10 protein-coding genes are annotated in these 18,594 nt (G+C 42.2%); 4 read left to right on the forward strand and 6 right to left on the reverse strand.

Annotated features, from left to right (window positions below; all coding sequences use genetic code 11):
• Window positions 1-21: 21 nt before the first annotated feature.
• The 5 genes from KTO63_RS06840 to KTO63_RS06860 all read right to left on the reverse strand — a co-directional run bounded on the left by KTO63_RS06840 (window position 22) and on the right by KTO63_RS06860 (window position 10,450).
• On the reverse strand, window positions 22-1,122 hold the full coding sequence (locus tag KTO63_RS06840) for a SusE domain-containing protein (protein WP_217790490.1): 1,101 nt from the start codon (window positions 1,120-1,122) through the stop codon (window positions 22-24).
• A gap of 18 nt (window positions 1,123-1,140) precedes the next feature.
• Window positions 1,141-2,733 (reverse strand): RagB/SusD family nutrient uptake outer membrane protein, encoded by a 1,593-nt coding sequence (locus tag KTO63_RS06845; protein ID WP_217790491.1) that lies wholly within the window; start codon window positions 2,731-2,733, stop codon window positions 1,141-1,143.
• A 29-nt stretch (window positions 2,734-2,762) separates the two neighbouring features.
• Window positions 2,763-5,735, reverse strand: coding sequence for a SusC/RagA family TonB-linked outer membrane protein (locus KTO63_RS06850; protein ID WP_232373061.1), 2,973 nt, complete (start codon window positions 5,733-5,735; stop codon window positions 2,763-2,765).
• 225 nt (window positions 5,736-5,960) lie between these two features.
• On the reverse strand, window positions 5,961-8,450 hold the full coding sequence (locus KTO63_RS06855) for a glycoside hydrolase family 31 protein (protein ID WP_232373062.1): 2,490 nt from the start codon (window positions 8,448-8,450) through the stop codon (window positions 5,961-5,963).
• Between the two features lie 383 nt (window positions 8,451-8,833).
• Window positions 8,834-10,450, reverse strand: a complete 1,617-nt coding sequence (locus KTO63_RS06860; protein ID WP_217790492.1) for a DUF6377 domain-containing protein — start codon at window positions 10,448-10,450, stop codon at window positions 8,834-8,836.
• Between the two features lie 337 nt (window positions 10,451-10,787).
• Between KTO63_RS06860 and KTO63_RS06865 the strand changes: the two genes are divergently transcribed.
• The 3 genes from KTO63_RS06865 to KTO63_RS06875 all read left to right on the forward strand — a co-directional run bounded on the left by KTO63_RS06865 (window position 10,788) and on the right by KTO63_RS06875 (window position 16,893).
• On the forward strand, window positions 10,788-11,378 hold the full coding sequence (locus KTO63_RS06865) for a porin family protein (RefSeq protein ID WP_217790493.1): 591 nt from the start codon (window positions 10,788-10,790) through the stop codon (window positions 11,376-11,378).
• 359 nt (window positions 11,379-11,737) lie between these two features.
• Complete coding sequence (lon, locus tag KTO63_RS06870) at window positions 11,738-14,140, forward strand: endopeptidase La (RefSeq protein ID WP_217790494.1); 2,403 nt, start codon at window positions 11,738-11,740, stop codon at window positions 14,138-14,140.
• 332 nt (window positions 14,141-14,472) lie between these two features.
• A complete protein-coding gene (locus KTO63_RS06875) occupies window positions 14,473-16,893 on the forward strand; it encodes a penicillin-binding protein 1A (protein ID WP_217790495.1) in 2,421 nt (806 codons plus the stop codon).
• Between the two features lie 120 nt (window positions 16,894-17,013).
• Here KTO63_RS06875 and KTO63_RS06880 read toward each other — a convergent pair whose 3' ends face one another.
• The gene (locus tag KTO63_RS06880; RefSeq protein WP_217790496.1) at window positions 17,014-18,024 is read right to left on the reverse strand and encodes a LuxE/PaaK family acyltransferase; all 1,011 of its coding nucleotides are present in this window, start codon (window positions 18,022-18,024) and stop codon (window positions 17,014-17,016) included.
• Window positions 18,025-18,055: 31 nt separating this feature from the next.
• Here KTO63_RS06880 and KTO63_RS06885 point away from each other — a divergent pair, with 31 nt between their 5' ends.
• A complete protein-coding gene (locus KTO63_RS06885; protein ID WP_217790497.1) occupies window positions 18,056-18,523 on the forward strand; it encodes a hypothetical protein in 468 nt (155 codons plus the stop codon).
• Window positions 18,524-18,594 lie beyond the last annotated feature (71 nt).

An 18,594-nucleotide genomic window follows, 5' to 3' on the forward strand; every position in this document is an offset into this window, starting at 1 on the left:
AAACCTGTCAGGTCTATCGTCCTAGTTTTTCTTCAAAGTATACGTATAATTTCCGGGCACATGCAAATCAAGTGTAATGGTGTAGTTTCCATCAGATGAAACGCTTAAGTTGTCTGTGTTAGGATTGTACACAATGGTATTATCAGAATAAACGAGCTTGCCTTGCTTATTAAGTCCGAAGTCAATTGACCAACCATCATTCGCCCTGAATTTAAATGAGCCGGTTGTTTTCATATCCAATGTTGCGGACCATGTTTGTGTAGCAGGATTGTAGGTCATGTCTGTATCAGTGTTCCAATCGCCACCTACTCTTGCATCGCCAATAATTCCCCAATCTGTTTTAATAGCTTTCCACGTCATGTCTTTCAAGTTTGCGATGAGTTCGTAGTAGCCGCCTGTTGGTACAGACAATCCACCTGCCAAACCATCGGTAGTTAATTTGCCACCACCTGCATCGCCGTAGTTTACATGGTTCCAGTCGGGTGCATTGGTATATTTAAAACCATGACCGCCGCCCGGCATATAAACATAGCCTTCGAAAACATAACCAAGATCCGAAGAGAAAGGCACGATGCGTGGGGCCGTTCCCGGGCTCCACTGGTCAGGTGTTTGATAATCTCCAGGCACATAAAGGAAAAGCGCGTATGGATTTACATTGAGCACAACTGTGTTTGTATAGGCAGGAGCAATGTTGGAAGCTGCGCCATTGTATTGTGGTGAAACTGCTTTTACTCTTACTACCATTTGGCTACTGCTTCCGGGAGGAAGTCCCAGTGCATTTGCCATTGAGTTAAGATCAACGCCGAGATATGATTTCTCTAAACCAGCCACGTCAACGGTTTTAGCGTTCTTCCACCCTGTGGCCGTATCACCGGGTACATCAAATTGCAATGTGTAAGTGATGGTTCCTTTGAAACCAAAATCTGTTTTTGGCCACGCAAATTTTACAACCTCTGTTGAGTCGTTTTGAGTAGACAACACAAAATTGGTTTGCGATGCTGTCAATGCATTCGCGGGAAACGAAGCGTTGCTGTAGGTTAGTTTTGTTTCATCTTTTTTACACGATGCAAAAACGCCAACCGCCAGCAAGGTGCAAAAGAATTTATTGAACATTGTATTCATAAAATGTCTTTAATAATTTTAGTAGCCTGAGTTTTGATGAAGATTGGTGTTTGCAATGATCTCTGCAGCAGGGATCGGGAAAACCGCATATTTGCTATCAACCGATTTACCTTCTGCTACGCCGCCTTTCCACGGCCACACATAATCGCCACCGGTAAATTTGCCGTAACGGATCAGATCTGTTCTTCTGAAACCTTCCCAGTATAGCTCGCGGCCTCTTTCATCCAAAATTTCATCGAGCGTGTAAGAAGCTTTGTTGCCGCTGGTATTGCCATAAGCACGTTCGCGCAGTTTGTTGATGTACGTATTTGCTGTTGCATCATCGCCACCGGCGCCTCCACGCTTCACCGCTTCAGCGTATACCAGATACATTTCAGCCATGCGGAACAAAGGAAAATCTGTATTGCATAATACACCGTTTGGAGAATAAGGTGTTTGGCCCGTTGATGTCAGGTTGCTGAATTTAAACACACTCAAACCCTGTGTAAAATCAAGCACGTCGTTAATGTCTGCTTGTGCACCTGCGAAGATGGCGCGTTTGTCGCCACTTTGGTTATTAAACAATGCAGGCAGATTCTTTGTGCTTCTGTTACCCAGCCATCCACCACTTGGTATGCCATAGTTTGCTTTATCATCGCCTGAATTGCCATGTGCAGAACAGATCAGGAATGTTGTGCCGCCATAGTTTTGAGCGCTTGTTGCATCGTAGTCAATTGATAAAATCACTTCCGGATTGTTATTATCATTATCGCTCAGGAACAAATTTTTGTAAGGTGTTTTTAACGAAAAACTTTTATCGCCTATCACCTTTGATGCATAGGTTACAGCATCTGTGTATTTGCCACTTCCCTTTCCTAAATACGTTTCAGCATTCAGGTACATGCGTGCCAGCAACGCCCATGCTGCGGCTTTCGTTACGCGATTGTAGGCAACGGCGTGCGGAGCAGGCAATGTCGCATCAATATCTTTCAACTCAGATTCTATGTACGCAAACAAGTCTTTCGCCTGTATCTGCGGAGGCACCGAACCTATCTGGTCTTTCTCTGTTGCAAACGGTGGATTTTTGAAAAGATCCATCAGCACCCAATATTGATACGCTCTAAGAAAACGAGCTTCTGCACGGTATTGCTTAACACTGTCCGCGGACTGGCCTGTAATGCCGCGAGCCGCCAATTTTTCATCTGAAGATTCTCTGATGAATTCGTTGCACACCGCCACCTGGAACAAACTTCTCGCATACAAGAAACGAATCAAATCGTTACTTGATGTCCACGTAATGTTATGAAAGCTTTGCAAATTCGCATCGTTCCATGCGCAGATGGCTTCGTCTGTGGTAAGCTCCTGCATGTTCCAGTAAGCTCTTACAAAATCAGCGGTTCCGGGATCGGAAAGGCCGGACACGTTTACGTCTGACAAGCCCGCCCCCTGGCTGCTGGTTAATGCATAGCTACCGTAAACCTTTGCCAGTACGGCTTTGTAGCCGTTTACGGTGGAGTACTGCAAATTCGATGTGGTTGAATTCGGTGGCTGCAGGTTCATATCTTTTGAACAGGACGCAAAGCAGGCAACCACTGCAACTCCCGTGAATATGTTGGAAAATATATTGTTCATTTCTTTTTCGTTTAATGATTAGCAAAAAATTAAAACTGCAGATTGATGCCCAAAATGTAAGTGCGTGGACGTGGATATAAGTTGTTGTCATATCCTCCGGAAATTTCAGGATCGAGGCCAGTGTATTTTGTTACGGTAAATACATTCTGGCAGTTTGCACGTACAGTCATGTTCATACGGTTGTTAAACACTCTGCCGATCTTGTAGCTAACACCAAGGTTATCCATTTTAAGGAACGAAGCATTTTGAACGTAATAGTCTGAGTGCGTTTGACCATCCACAAATCCTGTGTACAAAACATCCGTCGTGCTGTTGCCAAGATATCCAAGCGGATTGATGATGTTTTTCTGAAGACCCAAACCAGCAGCCACGTTGTTGTACATGTAGTTGCCAATGTTCGCACGCAATGTTGTGCTCAAGGTCCATTTGCGATAGTTGAAGTTTGTAGTGAAACCCATGATCCATTTAGGGAACGGCGTTTTGTAGCGGTAGTAATCGCTTTGATTGATCACGTTGTCGCCATTTTTATCTTCGTACACACCTTCAACAGGCTTACCTTCTTTACTATAAAGTTGTCTCCAAACGTAGAATGCACCGGGGCTGTAACCAACAGAATTTATTTGCACTCCATTGCCATAAAGATTTCCTGCGAAGCTTGAATCTTTCGATGCGGTAAGGTTAGTGATTTTAATATCGTTGTAAGCCACGTTGAAATTAACATCCCAGCTGAAATCTTTTGTTTTAACAGGAGTCGCGCCAATAGTAAGTTCTACGCCTTTGTTCTCTACGTTTCCTACGTTGGTAAGCAATTCACTTCCAAAGTTGGAACCTGCGGGAACAGGAATTTTGTTCAACAGGTCCTTTGTTTTTTTGAAATAAAAATCAAGACTACCGGTAATGCGATTGTTCAGGAAACCATAATCCAGACCTGCATCGTAGCTTGCTGTTTGCTCCCAGCGAATGTTTGGATCAACGGCTGTAGGTGTGGCCATGTTGATGTAAGTGCCGTCTACTTTTACCATTGAGCTGTTATCGCTCGTTCCAAATACAAGTTGGTAAGGATAGTTGTCTATACCATCCTGGTTACCCGTGATACCATAGCTTAAGCGAAGATTCAGATCAGAAACGGCTTTTGAGTTTTTAAGAAATTCTTCCTGTGCCATGCGCCATGTGAATGCGGCAGAAGGGAAAACGCCCCATCTGTTTTCTTTTGCAAATTTTGAAGAACCGTCTGTTCTCAAAGACGCAGCAAGAATATACTTTGTGTTGTAAGTGTAGATCAATCTTCCGTAGTAAGAAAGAATCGTATTCTCAGGCTTAGCAAAAGGATATTTCTGTTCTGTGCCCGGAATAATATTGCCGTTCGCTCTTACGCTTGGATAGTTGTAGTTGGTAGAATTGTTATTGTAGTAACCATAACCCGCAGTAGCATTGATGGTACTTTTGATGGACGCGAGATCTTTTGTGTAGTTGAAATAAAACTCCAGCATTTTATTGCTGATCTTGTTTTTGTACTGATTGTTCTGGCCGCTGTCAAGATAGTTCTGAGCAGCATAAGCAGGCACTTTCACTGTTCCTTTTCCTTCACCCACGTCATATCCAAGGTTTAGGTTGGCATGTAATTCAGGAAGAAAGTGAAATGAATAGTCAAACTGCGCATTGCCAAAACTTCTTTGCACATTACTGTTGTTGTTGTACAGTTCCAGTAATGAAACAGGGTTACGTGTTGCCAGTTTGTTAAGCGATGTTACACCCTGGTCAGTTGTTTCCCACTCAAAGTAGTTGCCGTATTTGTTGTTGGTATAAACGGGTTGAGTTGGGTCAAATTGTACTGCCGCCGCTATGGCTGCGTTGTTGGCAAATCTCGTTTTGCTCACTGCACCTTTCAGGTTCAGGTCAATTTTTAAATGATTGTCAAACAAGCGCGGGCTGAGGCTGATAGCCGCTGTTCCGCGTTCAAGTTTGTCTGTTTTCAAAATACCCTGTTGATTCAAATAACCTGCGGATACACGAACCGGCAAGGCTTTGGAACCACCAACAACACTAATGTTATTATCTGTTCCAATGGCAGTTTGGTAAATTTCTTTTTGCCAGTTGGTATTTGCTTTACCCATTAAAGCCTTTTGTGGAGCAGTTCCTAAAGAATCAACATAGCCTCGGAATTGTGCTGCCGACAATACGTCCACATACTTGCTGATCGTTCCCGCAGAAACCTGTGAGCTAAAGTTGTATGTTGGTTTGCCTGCCCTTCCTTTTTTAGTGGTAACAATGATTACACCGTTGGATGCACGTGAACCGTAGATGGCTGTTGAAGCTGCATCTTTCAATACAGTAAAGCTTTCGATGTCATTTGGATTCACCAAACTCAAAGGATTTGAAGTGCCGTAAATGTTGGTATTGCTTAAAGGTAATCCGTCAATTACGAGCAATGGATCATTGCTCGCATTAAGAGAAGCTCCGCCGCGAATACGGATCTGCACTGCAGAACCCGGCGCACCACCAGCTGTTGTGATGGACACACCTGCTACTTTACCGGCAATCAATTGCTCGGGCGTAACAATTACACCCGTTTGAAAATCTTTTGAGGTAACAGTGCTGATCGCTCCTGTCAATTCTTTTTTCTTTTGTGTACCATAACCAATTACCACTACATCTGTTAATGCAGTGCCAAGTGATTTCATGGTGATATTCATTGCGCTGCCGGCTTTTATTTCCTGGTTCTCATACCCAATGGAAGACAGCACCAGCGTTGCATTGTCGGGCACGGTAAGCGAGAACGCACCGTTCATATCGGTTTGTGTTCCTCCCTGAGCATTCTTAACTTTTACAGATACGGAGGGAACCGGTTCTCCTTTTTCGTTCTTAATGGTTCCTTTCACAGTTGTTTGTGCAAGCGCTACTATTTGTACACAACAAATAATAACTGCTAAGATCACCGGCTTTAGTGAGTGCAATCCTCTCCTTCTTCCGGTGTGCATCGTTTTGGCGTTTGTTACATGCATATATGACAAGATTAAAAATTGTTTTAGACTCAAATACTTACCACTAAGGCACTAAGGCCACTAAGTTTCACTAAGAAATACTTCTGTTTTAGCGTACATTTATTTCACCATTAAGACACCAATCGCATTGCGCTTCACTAAGAAAGTGGGCCAACACAAAACTTAGTGTTACTTAGTGCCCTTAGTGCCTTAGTGGTGAAACGGAGGCTCAGCCTCTATTTGCTGTTACATTACAATCTTCATTTCCCCGCTTTCATTCCTGAACACCGTCATCTTCACCTTACATCCATCTGCATTTGAAAACGTTCCCTGCGGGTCAAATTTCGAAATGGCAGACAAGAACGAAATGCTTCCATCCTGCAATGAATAATTTGTTCCGTTCACTTTAATATTTCCCAGCCCATCAAAACCATGCAATATCAACGCGATGTTTTTAAATGAAGAGGCAGCTTTACCTTCGGCTTTGTTCATCACAATTGTGTTGGTTGCAGGATCATAAGTCATCGAGCGTTTGTAAAAGCTGCCTGCTTCATAATCATAAGTTGTTCCATCGTCTTCATAATACACGAAAGTGTTGGGTACAGATCCTTTGTAAACGTGGATGCTCAGTGTATCGGTTGGTTTTTCTACTGTTGATTGTATTAAGGATTGCATCGGTATAATGCTGCTTTCTTTAACATACACCGGCAACTTCTGTATAGTGAGTTCTTCAATTTTTTCTTTGCCACCACTCTCTTCGGCATCGTTGTACAAGTTGTACCATTTGCCTTTCGGGAAATAAATTTTCATAAAATCTTTTCCGCTCTCTACCGGTGCCACAAGAAATGATTTACCAAACGTGAACTGGTTCTGAAAAACAGGCTCATAAATTTTTGAATCGTGTGTGTAGTCGATGGCGAGAGAACGCACCACCGGCAAACCATCTTGTGAAGCTTCATAAAAAGTTGAATAGAGGTAGGGCAACAACTTGTAGCGAAGGCTAATGTAGTTGCGGGAAATTTCCAACACTTCTTCGCCAAAGGCCCACGGTTCCGACGATTTTGTATTCAACTGCGTATGGTTTCTGAAATACGGAATGAACGCGCCAAGCTGCATCCAGCGCGTATACAAACCCACAGAAGGATTGCCTGTAAAACCGCCGATGTCCATGCCTGTAAACGGCACGCCGCTCAAGCCTAAACTATTCAGCAAACGAACGCCTGCCAGCATGTGATCATCTTCTGCCCTATTGTCTCCCGTCCATATCGCAGTGTAACGTTGCAAACCTGCAAAGCCCGCTCTTGTTAAGATGAAGGGACGTTTGTTTAAAATCGCTCTTGCGCCTTCGTAACTTGATCTCGCCATTTGCAAAGCATAAACATTGTGCGCCTGCAAATGCGTGGTTGGATGACTGTCGTAATTGAACAACACATTATTGGGCATCTTTTGTCCCCAGGTGGAAATTTCGTTCATGTCGTTCCAAATGCCGGAAACGCCGGTGTTTGTTAAGTATTTCAATTCGCCTTTCCACCAGTTGCGGCCTTTCTCGCTTGTAAAGTCGGGGAAGTGACACCAGCCCGGCCAAACCTGTCCGGTGTAGTTTTGCCCGTCGGAATATTTAATGAACACGTCATTTTTCAAGCCGCTTTCATAAGCTTCGTAACCTTTCTCCACTTTTATGCCGGGGTCTACAATTACCGTGGTTTTAAAACCCATCGATTGCAATTTTTCGTTCATTGCTTTGGGGTCCGCAAAACGTTCTTTGTTCCAGGTAAACAGCTTGTAGTTTTCCATGTAATGGATGTCAAGCGTAATGCCGTCTGCCGGTATTTTCTTTTCACGCAAGGTTTGGGCAATTCTTAACACCTCGGTATCAGGATAGTAACTGTATCTGTTTTGCTGATATCCGAGACTCCACAACGGCGGCAGTTGCATGCGGCCAGTAAGCGAAGTGTAAGATGAAATGATGTCCGCTACTTTTTTATTGTAAATGAAATAATAATTGAGCTCGCCACCTTTCGCGCTAAAGGATGAAAAGCGATCGTTGCTGGCGCCGAAATTGAAATCAGTTTCATAGGTATTATCGAGGAAAATACCATAATTCAACCCATGATGGATGCCGATGTAAAATGGAATGCTTGCATACAGCGGGTCCTGGTTTGCCGCATAACCGAAAAAATCTGAGTTCCAGTTGGTGTAGCCAAAACCTCTTCTGTCAAGGTTACCGGTTTTCTCGCCCAGCCCAACAAATCTTTCACCTTCCTGCATTTTCTTGTAGTCCGTTACCTCCGTGCCTATCCAGGAAGATGTCAGCCCCTTTTCATCTTCATTGATCAACTCTCCCGCCGGCGTGTAAAACGCCACAGAAAAAGGATTTTTTCCAATAACCGCTTTTAAAGAATCGGTCGAGATTACTATTTCGTTGCTGTTTTGCGTAATGGTAGATTTTGTTTCAACTGGTTTTGCAATGACCGCGTAAGAAAAATCATCGGCCAGTTGCTGGTTATTTAATCTTACCCTGATGATCGACGGGCTGTAAACCGTCACATTTGCTTCGCCATTTTCCAGGGTTATTTTTACTTCCTGTGCTTTTATTGAAGCAGATTTAATTTTACCCGCCCGCATCACGGTATTCTGGGCAAATGAGCAAATGCTCATTGCACATGCAGACATTAAAAAAAATGTTCTTTTGTTCATTACCTTCCAATAGCTCCATGCAAATACATTACTTCCCATAAGGTCAGATAGATTACTTTTTAAGTGAATGTGAAAATTGAGTGAATTGTGTTGTTGTGGAAAATGAAAAACCGGAATGGAATCCGTTCATTGTGCCCAGGTCAGAGTTAACCTGTTTTGTAAAATGACAACAAGATAGTTCTACTTCGCAGCTAATTATTTTCATACAACAAGCAATTTCAAACCAGCGGTAACCAATAGCCGGTTTCTAATTTCTGATCAAAGAAAGGGTTGTTGATAAATGGGAACAATTAATACAGGTGTTGTATAGAAAATATAGGTCTTTTTAAGGCCTTTTAGAATTTCAATAATTTGATATTCAGCAAATTGATAACGTATTGAAAATTATTTAATATCAACGCTTTTCGGGTTAATTTCGAGTTTTAAACGGTGCTGATTGACATAATTTTAGCCTCAAACTCTTCATTTGGAACGAGTGATTTGTTCCTGATTTTTGTCTTGTAGGCGTAAATGGTGTTAACAGAGTATTGAAGTATCTGGGCAATTTTTTCATTGTCGTGAATGCCCATTCTTATGAGGGCAAAAATTCTAAGGTCGGTATTGAGCAATTCGTTGTCTCGAAGAACTATTTTATCCTCGTCTTTAAACATGGAGTTGTAAACGTTCACAAAGTTTGGAAAGAGCTTCAGGAAAACTTTGTCGAAGTCTTTCAGCAAATCCTCACGTTCTTTTTTGGGATTAATATTTCCAACAATATATTTCACCTCGTCATGTTTCTTTTCGGCGATTTTTTGTTCGAGGGATTTTTTCAGGCGCTCCAGTTTGGAGAAAAAGTCGGAGTCCATATTAAAAAAGTACCCGATGTACTCCTCTTTGATCTTGTTGGCTTCTTCCAGTTTTGTGTTGGCTTCCTCCAGCTTGGCATTTATTTCCTGCTGCATGCGGTGCGCTTCGGTAATTACTTTTTGTGCCTGCTTCAATTTTTTCATTTGCTTCAGGATGATCACCACCGAAGTGGCAAGCAAAATCACAAACAGGGTCACAATACCGGCGTAGTGCAATAAAATGCGGCGCTGCGTTTCTACATTATTGATCTTTTCAGCGTCTATTAATGAAACGATGGTGCTCATTTGCACCTTTCTTTGCCTTGCTCCATAAAAATCCGCGTTGGCAACCGCACTTTCTATAAACAGCGAGGCCATCTTTACATCTCCTTTTTTATACAAGAGCTGGGCAAGATTGAAGACAGCAACTGTTTCTTTAGTGGAAGATTTTATGTCTGCAATGGCAGCTTTTATCAAAAGATCGATGGCCTTATCCGGCTGGCCATTCTCAAAATATATGCCGCTCAATGTCGAAGCCGTTACCGCATATTGGTGAAAAGGCAGGTTGGTGGCCAATAACTTTTCAAAACTTGCCGTGCCTGCTGCCATGTTGCCGGACTTATAATTTCTCAAACCGGTGTAGTAATTGTATTCAAAACTTTCGTGCGCATAATATTGCAAGGCCGAATCGATGTAGCGGTTGCCTTTGATATCGTAGTCCGGCGAATAATGCGGATCTGCAATGTAACCGGCAATGTCATAATAATAACGGCCCATGAGGGTATAATACTCTGCCTTTACTGTTGGGCTTTTTAACTGAATGCTTACTGTATTCAGCGTATCCAAAGTCTCCTTGAACATGCCAGACGACAATAATATAAATGCCATCTTGAGTTTTGCAGAAGTGATCTTTTCCGGGTCATGCAGATCTGCAGCTAAGAACTGAAGCTTTTTAGCGTATGCAAAAGCGGAGTCGTATTTAAATATGCGATACTGATTATATAATTGAAGATTGATGGCAAACCGAACTTCATTGTTGGAAGCAGTGTCAAGTTGTTTTTTCAATCCACTTATTTCTGTGACTTTGGCAGAATCGTAAGTGGCGCTGGACGTAATAACAGATTTCAATTCATCTAAAAGAGCAGATGTACTATCAGCGGCATAGCAAAACCGGTTTGTCACAAACAACAAGAACACAATCGGAAGATATCTCATATTAGCAGTTCGGGTGAATTTTCTGGTTGCTAAGAAACAACATATTTTGATATGTAAGGCGACTCGCTTCGCTCGAATCTTTACCACTAAGTCACTAAGGCCACCAAGTTTCACTAAGAAGTTGATTTAAAAAGTAACTTTGAAGAAAGATGAGCGTCATAGTTTTCATTAAACATGGCGAACTGCGAAAAAAGAATTTGCCTTTTTATAAAAAATGTCCCCCCTATTTAATCTCTATTCCTTTTAACCGTTTTAGTGAAGCTCGTGCCCTTAGTGCCTTAGTGGTAAAATAGCAATGGTATAATCTTTGCCTTTATAACACAAACAATACAACCAAATGCAAACCAAAGTAACCTATATCCTGCTGGCATGCATACTGAGTATACTATCCGTTACCACGCATGGGCAGGGAGTTCAGTTTGGCATTAAAGCCGGGGCCAACATTACCAAAGTAACAGGACAATCCTTTAAGGACGAATTCAATTATGGTTACCAGACAGGGCTTTTTGGCGTTATCAATTTCTCAGAAAAGTGGGGCATTCAACCTGAGCTGCTCTTCAACCAATATGGCGCAAAGGTTGCCGAACAACCGAGCGACGTTTACGATCCAAACAATTTTAAGGATGTAAAGCTTAATTATCTCTCTGTACCTGTCTTGCTCAACTACAACGTTATAAAACCACTGACATTGCAAGGCGGCTTGCAAGCCGGTATTTTAACGAACAAGAACGAGCATCTTACTCAAACCATCGAGAATGCTTTTAAGGGCGGGGATTTGAGTCTTTTATTGGGCGTTCAACTCAATATTGCAACTTTCAAAGTATCCGGCAGATGGTACACAGGTTTGAACAATATCAACAACACTTCAAAGCCTGAAGACTGGAAAAATACAGGATTCCAGGTGAGCTTGGGCTGGCGTTTTTTGTAAGTAAAAAATAAAAAGTAAAAAAGTAAAAATAAAAATGCCTGAAGGTCATTTTCCGGTTAGCGAAAATGACCTTTTCTATTATTAGGCGAACATACATTCTACAAAATCTGTTACAACGTTTTGATTTTTACTTTTTTCTTTTTAATTTCTTATTTGTTCCAATTACCTGACGTTTTTACTCATTTTTCTTCGTGGCATCATAGTTGACAATTTAGGAGTGGTCCAAAAATTAGTTTTTTTAAAAAAGGCGGTGTTATTTTGTCACCCTTTTCAAAAATTGTAGATGTCTAATCCGCATTTGGATCAACCCGGCTGGTTATGCACTCATAACAGCTGATTATTAATGAATTAATATATAAATGAAAGGTTCGAATTTTTTATTTAAGCCAGAAGATGATATGGATTTCATGCCCATTATTCCACTAAACGAGAATGAAGGGGATGACGGAGTAGAATTGACGATACCCGATGAAGTACCTCTTTTGCCTCTACGCAATACAGTTCTTTTCCCCGGCGTGGTTTTGCCCATTACCGTTGGAAGAGACAAAAGCATAAAAGCAGTTAATGACGCTTATAAAGCTGACAAATTAATTGGTGTTATCGCTCAAAAAGACAGTACTGTTGAAGACCCCACGGTTACCGATCTTGAAGACATTGGCACAATTGCCAAGATCGTAAAGCTGATTAAAATGCCGGATGGTGGCACCACAGTGATCATCCAGGGTAAGAAACGTTTTAAAACTGTCGCCATCACAGCGGAGGATCCTTACTTCAAGGCAACGATCGAGTTACTGGAAGAAGAGCCCGCTCCAACCGACCAGAACTTTGAAGCTTACGTTGCCAATATTAAAGAACTGGCTACACAAATCATACAATTGTCGCCCAACCTTCCGTCAGAAGCGGCGATTATTCTAAAAAATATTGAGAACCCATCTTTCCTCATTCACTTTGTTTCGAGCAATATGAATACGGAGCTGGCAGAAAAACAAAAGCTGCTGGAGATTAACCATATTCATTCCCGCGCGGACCTACTGATGCAGATCCTGCAAAAGGAACTGCAATTTGCGGAGTTGAAAAACAAAGTGACCAACAAAACCCGCAACGAGCTGGATAAGCAGCAGCGTGAATATTTTCTTCAGCAACAATTGAAGAGTATTAAGGATGAACTTGGCGGTGATACCAATGAAAGGGAAGTGAAGGAAATGCAGAAAAAGGCCGAAGCCAAAAAATGGCCGGAAGCTGCAAAGGAAATGTTCAAGAAAGGCATTGAGAAGCTGGAAAGAATGCATCCAACCACTCCGGATTATTCTGTAGTGTACAACCATCTCGATCTGATGCTCGATCTTCCGTGGGAAGAATATACAGAGGATTCTTACGATCTCAAGAAGGCTAAAAAGATCCTGGATGAAGATCATTTTGGCATGGCGAAAATCAAGGAGCGCATTCTTGAATACCTTGCCGTGTTGAAATTAAAAGGAGACATGAAAAGCCCCATCTTATGTTTCGCAGGCCCTCCCGGCATTGGTAAAACTTCGCTTGGTAAAAGCATTGCGAATGCGATCAACAGAAAATATGTGCGCCTGAGCCTTGGTGGTTTGCATGATGAAAGTGAAATACGCGGTCACCGCAAAACCTATATTGGAGCCATGCCAGGCCGTATTTTACAATCGATCAGAAAAATAAAATCATCCAACCCGGTGATCATCCTGGATGAGATTGATAAAATAGGAAATGATTTTCGTGGAGATCCATCTTCTGCTTTGCTGGAAGTTTTGGATCCTGAACAAAACAATACATTTTACGACAACTACCTTGAGCTTGAGTACGACCTGAGCAAGGTATTGTTTATCGCTACTGCAAATAATATCGCGAACATTCAACCTGCTTTGCGCGACCGTTTGGAGATAATTGACCTAAGCGGTTATGCAGTGGAAGAGAAAGTAGAGATCGCAAAGCGACATCTTTTGCCAAAGCAAAAAGAGGCGCACGGATTGAAGAACGTGAACCTTAAAATGAGCGACAAGGTGCTGCAGCAGGTGGTGGAAGATTATACAAGAGAAAGCGGTGTTCGTGAACTTGACAGACAGCTGGCAGGCATCATGCGTTCCAAAGCAAAAGACTATGCGATAGAAGGCAAAGTTGATTCCACAGTGTCCGGTAACGATATTGAAAAAATATTGGGTAAACCTCGCTACAGTAACGAAATATACAAAACCGCCAATATGCCGGGCGTTGCCGTTGGTTTGGCGTGGACTTACGTGGGAGGTGATATTCTATTTATCGAAACAAGCCTTAGCGATGGCAAAGGAGAACTGAAGCTTACCGGTAACCTGGGCAATGTAATGAAAGAAAGTGCATCGACGGCATTGACCTATTTACAATCGAACTCAAAAAAAACTGGCATAAACAGCGATCTTTTTTCGAAGAAAAGTGTTCATATACATGTACCGGAAGGTGCCGTTCCAAAAGATGGCCCAAGCGCGGGCATTACGATGATGACGGCTCTTGCATCTGCTTTTACAGGTAGAAAAGTAAAGCCTTACCTGGCAATGACAGGTGAGATTACTTTGAGGGGTCAGGTGTTGCCGGTGGGTGGTATAAAAGAGAAAGTACTTGCAGCAAAAAGAGCAGGTTTGAAAGAGATTATTATGTGCTGGCAAAATGAAAAGGATGTACAGGAAATAGAATCCGGCTTCATCAAGGGCGTGAAGTTTCACTATGTGAAAACGATGCAGCAAGTTCTTGATATAGCCTTGGCATAAAAATTTTAAATAAATATTTACAAAAACAACTTTTCACTGAACCATTTCTTTTAAACGTTGTTAAAATATTGTAGAATTTTTTCATGTTGGTTGTTTTAAGGGTTAAAGAGATCCCCCGTTTTTACGGGGGATTTTTGTTTGGCATTGTAATGCGCGTAGGGACGAATCGCATTCGCCCTTGCATTTCCCCGATGATCAATCAAATACGGAGAGTCGTTTTGTATTTTTCCTGCAGCGTGATATTTCAAGGGCGAATGCAATTCGCCCCTACAAATTCCTTATTTTCGGGTCGATTTTTGCTACTAAATACCATTCTACTTTAAGCAATTAACATGAAAAACTCCGTTCGCATTTTTTGGAAACTGGCACTCTGGGGCGCAGGCATCCTTCTACTCATATTTCTTCTCATAAATTTTGGAGTTTTTGGCAAGCTGCCTTCACTGGCGCAGCTGGAAAACCCAACCATTATGCAGGCCTCCGAGGTATATGCCTCCGACGGAACTTTAATGGGAAAATTCTATCGTGAAAAAGGAAACCGCAGCAGTGTTAAATACCGCGATATTTCTCCGCACGTAATCGACGCACTTGTTGCCACAGAAGATGAACGTTTCTATTCTCACTCAGGCATCGATGGTAAATCGGTTATGCGTGCTGTATTCACGGGTGGTTTGCAGGGCGGTGGCAGTACCATTACCCAGCAGCTGGCAAAGAACCTGCTCGAACAAGGTTCGAAAAACATGGTAAGACGTGTGATCGAAAAGGTGAAAGAGTGGATCATTGCGGTGAAGCTGGAAAGAAATTTTACCAAAGAAGAAATTCTCACTTTATACCTCAACACGGTTCCATTTGGCGATAACACTTATGGCATCCGCAACGCGTCGCTAACCTTCTTCCAGAAAGAACCGGATCGCTTAACGGTAGACGAGGCAGCTATTCTGGTGGGTATGCTGAAAGGAAACACTTTGTACAACCCTCGCAGAAATCCAAAGGAAGCAAGAGACAGACGCAACACCGTAATGGACCAGATGGTAAAGAATGGTAAGCTGACAAGCGAAGATGCTACGAAGCTTAAGGCAATCCCAATCGATATGGGCCGGTACAAAAAAATGGATGAAACAACTGGTCTTGCCCCTTACTTCCGCGATGTATTGCGTGACGATCTTAAAAAATGGTGCAAAGAGCATAAAAATCCTGCAACCGGTGAGCCTTACGATCTTTTCGAAGACGGTTTGCGCATTTACACCACCATCAACCCACGCATGCAATTGTATGCAGAAGAGGCGGTGGCAAAACAAATGCCTGCACTTCAAAAAGTGTTGAACACACAAGGCGCAATTAAGACAGGTAAAGTTTGGAAAGACCACGAAAACATTTTGAATGCAGCCATGAAAAACAGCGATCGCTGGAAAAATGGCAAGGATGACGACATGTCTGATGAAGAACTAAAAGCTTCATTCAACAAGAAGGTGCCCATGAAAGTGTTTGCATGGAACAGCACCAGGCAAAAAGATACAGTGATGTCTCCAATGGACTCCATCAGGTATTGCAGGCAAATGCTGCAAACTTCATTCATGGTGATGGACCCGGTAACTGGTGAAGTGAAAGCATGGGTGGGCGGTATCGACTTTAAAACTTATAAATACGACCACGTAAACATCAATACAAAACGCCAGGTGGGTTCTACCATTAAACCACTTTTGTATTGCGATGCAATTGAAGAGATTGGCTTTACTCCTGAAACACCTGTTGAGAACAGTGCACAGAATTTCCCTGGCTACGGAATGGTTCCTGCCAGAGGTATCTGTGGAGGAGGAACAGTTACGATGGCTAATGCCCTTGCTTATTCTTTGAACTGTGCCAGCGCTTATATCATGAAGCAGGTAACGCCAAAAAGATTTGTTGAATTCCTGAAGAATGTAAATATCCAAACAAAGGTTGAGCCGTATCCATCAATAGCACTGGGAGCTTGCGACCTTTCTATGTTTGAAATGATGTGGTCCTATTCAATGTTCCCTAACAGAGGCTTTAGCACAAAACCAATTTATATCACGCGTATAGAAGATAAAAATGGTAACGTACTTGAAAGTTTCCAGACAACTGTTAAACAGGTTATCAGCGAAAACGGTGCATACACAATGTGCCGCATGATGCAGGGAACGGTGGATGTAGGTACAGCGAAAGGCTTGCGTGCAAGATTGGGAGCGGCTGAAATGGGCGGCAAAACAGGTACCACGAATGACAACAGTGATGCCTGGTTCATGGGATACGTTCCTCAATTAGTGGCAGGAACATGGGTTGGTTGCGATGACAGATTTATTCGCCTCGAAGGTGCCCTGGGTTATGGTGGTGCAGCGAGCAAACCAATCTGGGAATACTTCTTCCAAAAAGTGTATGCTGATAAAACTTTAGGCATCGACAGGCAAGCGAAATTCATTCAACCGGAATCTATTCGCGATGGCTTGATGATGTCTTACCAAAACTTTGATCCTACTCCACCTCCAGGTGCAGAAGGTGATGACCAGGGAAATGGTAATGCAAATGAATACCTGCGCCTTGATACTGCAAATGTGCACGTGCCGGTAGATTCAAGACTTGATCCGGAGGAACAAAAAGTGCTGAACGAAGCTAAAGGACAAAATAAAAAGAACAATCCGCAAAAACCTGTTGCCGCACCACCAGAGGAAGAGAAAAAGAAAGAAGGATTTTTTAAGAGATTGTTTGGTGGCAAAAAGAACAAGGACAACGATTATTAGTGGAGAATTGAAAGTTGAGAGTTGAGAATGATATAAATAGAAAAGTCGCATCACAGTGATGCGACTTTTCTATTTATGGGTTAAACTGAAAGCCATTCTCAACTCTCCACTCTCAACTAATTAAAGCGCCATCAAACTACAACCTCTTACATCGCTGTTATCCAGTCTTCCCAATACTTTGAAATCACCATTGGGAAAGAGTTTGCCGACATCTTCAGTGGCTATAAATGAGCAGGAATAAATATTCGCAAGGTCTATCACATTGATCACTCCATTGATTGCTTTAGCAGAAGGTTGTCGAACACTTAAAGGATCATCTTCCTCGCGCAATACAATTTTCATCCATGGCGGCGTGCTGAAAATACCATCACCGCTTGAATATGCCTGTGATAGCAATTCGGTCATGCCATATTCAGAATGAATTTTATTTACGCCCAATCTTTCCATCAAAAATTCATGCACTTCATCGCGTGTCCATTCTTCCCGCCGCCCCTTCATTCCACCGGTTTCCATCACGATAGTGTTTTTTAATTGCATGGAATATTTTTCCGCGAAATCCAGCAATGCAAATGTGACGCCTATCAACAATGTCTTTTTCCCTTTTGCTTCGAGCTGCTGCAATACCGTGTGCAGCTTCTCATGATCATACAAATAAAAACCGCTTTGCGGATCGCCGCTTTGCTTAATCAATTCATCCACCATTACTACAAGCGAGGAAGTTTGTCTTTCAAGATAAGAAGGCAATAGTCCTATAATGCACCAATCGGCAGGGTTGCCATAAAAAAGTTCAAAGGCTTTTGTAAAACTCTCTTTGTAGAGGCTCAAACTTTTGATCAAATGTTTGCTATTTACAGAGCCTGTTGTACCGCTGCTTTCGAACAAATGCTCTGGTTCAAAATTTGTAGTAACAACTTCATGCGATTTGAAAAAACTTATTGGTAAAAAGGGAATTTTGGCAACCGAATCAACATTTTCCTCGTTAATATTCAAGGCGTTGACAAATTTCCTGTAAATTGAATTGTTATAATATTGAAACCGGAAAACCTGCAGGCAAAGATCATCGAAAGCAATGTTTGCTTTGTTAAAAATCTGATTGATCAACTCCGTTGTGTTAGGAAATAATGCCTGCATCCTTTAAATTTGTTAATTACAGATAAGTTATATGAAGCGAAACATAACAGCTATAGCAATAATAGGATCCGTAGCGCTATTGTTTGCCTGCAACAAAGATAATTATAAGACGAAGCCCTCATTGAAAATTACCAATCAGAATACAAACACGGTAGGAAGGCATCAGTCTTTGGTAGTTGAAATGGAGTTTACGGACAAGCAGGGAGACGTAAGTCACGGCGTTCTTTATTATTATCCCGACAGGTTGAACCAAAGACCATTGGGGGCTGGAGATGGTTTGCCATACGAAGTTTTGCCAGATACAGTTCCAACGTATCCTGAGAACTGGCAAAAGGGAAAGCTGCAAATGACTTTAAGCTATGATTTCCTGCATAGAAATACCGATACAGCACACTTCCCCAATGATACCATTCAAGTTCAATTTTGGCTGAAGGACAGAGGCGAAAATATTAGCGATACAGTCATCACCAGCCAGGTGGTGGTACTTACAAACGGGTAGTTTTCAATTTTACTGATTTAAATCTTCATTTGATGGTTCGTCTCGCACGAACCATTAATTTTTGTGCTACT

It is taken from the genome of Pinibacter aurantiacus (genome assembly GCF_019130065.1).
Taxonomy (GTDB): Bacteria; Bacteroidota; Bacteroidia; order Chitinophagales; family Chitinophagaceae; genus Pinibacter; species Pinibacter aurantiacus.